Source organism: Rhizobacter sp. P3_B12, from assembly GCF_056402895.1.
Genome location: NZ_JBFUGN010001323.1, coordinates 1 through 1,342, shown reverse-complemented (window position 1 = coordinate 1,342; position 1,342 = coordinate 1). Strand labels below are relative to the sequence as shown.

Genomic DNA, 1,342 nt, shown 5'->3' with positions numbered 1-1,342 from the left:
CATCAGGTGAGGGCTGCCAACAGCGCCGTTGGCATCGCAGACCAAGGTGTCCGAGGGAGGGAAAACCTGGTTGGGCAGCCCGGCCCGGCAGGGCCTGAGGGTGGCGAGGCCGATGGGCGTGGCTTCGCCGGCGCCGCTGTTCAGCGAGGGAGCCAACCGGCTTCCACTCCAGCGTGTCGAATCGAGCTCTCCCGCACGGCCACGATTCACGGATGGCGCATCGAAGGTGTCGCAGAACGCAGCAGAGGGCAAGCCGCATCCTGCGGAGCCGGTGGGAGCGGGAGCGGGAGCGGGAGCGGGCGCAGGTGCAGGCGCTGGTGCGGGACCTTCACTGCCACCGCATGCCGCGACGCTTGCCATCAACAGCAGGCAGACGGACGCACTGGGCAGCTGGTGAGTGGCTCGAGGTTTCATCGTGTCGTGGAATCGATTGCAGACGTGACAAAAAAAAGGGCGTGCCCAGGGTGGTCGAGGTGTGTTTCATGCCCGATCACGGCTCAGTTCTGAATCCGTATCGGCATCGGGTAATAGGCACCCGAGAGAACGCTCAGGTCGAAGTGATGCGTTTCGTCGCCGTAGTTGGGGTGGCTCTTCAGGCCCGACGGCGTGGTGGCCTGGACGAACAGCTCGTAGTCGCCGTTGGCGAATTTGCGCGAATCAAGATTCAGCAGGTACCGGCCCTGGGGCGCCGGGGCATCGACGGCCGTGTCGAGCGACAACACCAGCTCGCCGGGCCCGGTCCCGGTGCCGACCTTGCGCAAGAACACCTCGAGCTTCGCAATGCCGGCCACGCCACCGGTGGTGAACAACTCGTCGCTGATCACGGGAACCTTCATCCACTGCGGCGCCCACCCGGCCCAGCTGGCGTTGCCAACCTCGATGTTGAGCGGCGCCACGCCGTTGACCGCAATGCGCGTGACGTCGGTGGCACCCAGGGCCTGGCCCGGGCCGACCTCGGTGCCGGCGATGCTCTGGAACCGCACGGGCGGCCCCATGCGCGGCAGCTCCGAATGCAGCGGGAAACGGTGGATCGCCGAAGGCGGTGTATAGGCCGGTGCGGTGCCTTGGGGATACAACACCTCGACGTGCACGTTCAGCAGGCCGGAGATCTGCACATTGAACTGGAATGTGTTGTCGCCCACCACCAGCGGCGATGCGCCGCCCCGGACCAGATCGCCCAGCTTGATCCTTTGCGTGAAGGGCTGGTGAAAGTCGTCCGAGAGCGCCGGATTGCGCGAATTGTTGGGCTTCGGCGGCATCGGGAAGCTGGCCCCGCCGTTGACCTTGACGAAGTCGCCGGCAGCGACGGTCACCGGCGAGTAATCACCCGATTGCTGCGTGT

General features: G+C 65.9%; 2 protein-coding genes. Both read right to left on the bottom strand.

All coding sequences use genetic code 11. The features are described from left to right. Nucleotides 1-252, bottom strand: a 252-nt coding sequence (locus AC1D01_RS34915; protein WP_477874133.1) for a hypothetical protein, incomplete at its 3' end; no start/stop codon positions are given. 245 nt (nucleotides 253-497) lie between these two features. After that, the coding region (locus AC1D01_RS34910) for a hypothetical protein (protein ID WP_477874131.1) at nucleotides 498-1,342 on the bottom strand (845 nt) is incomplete at its 5' end.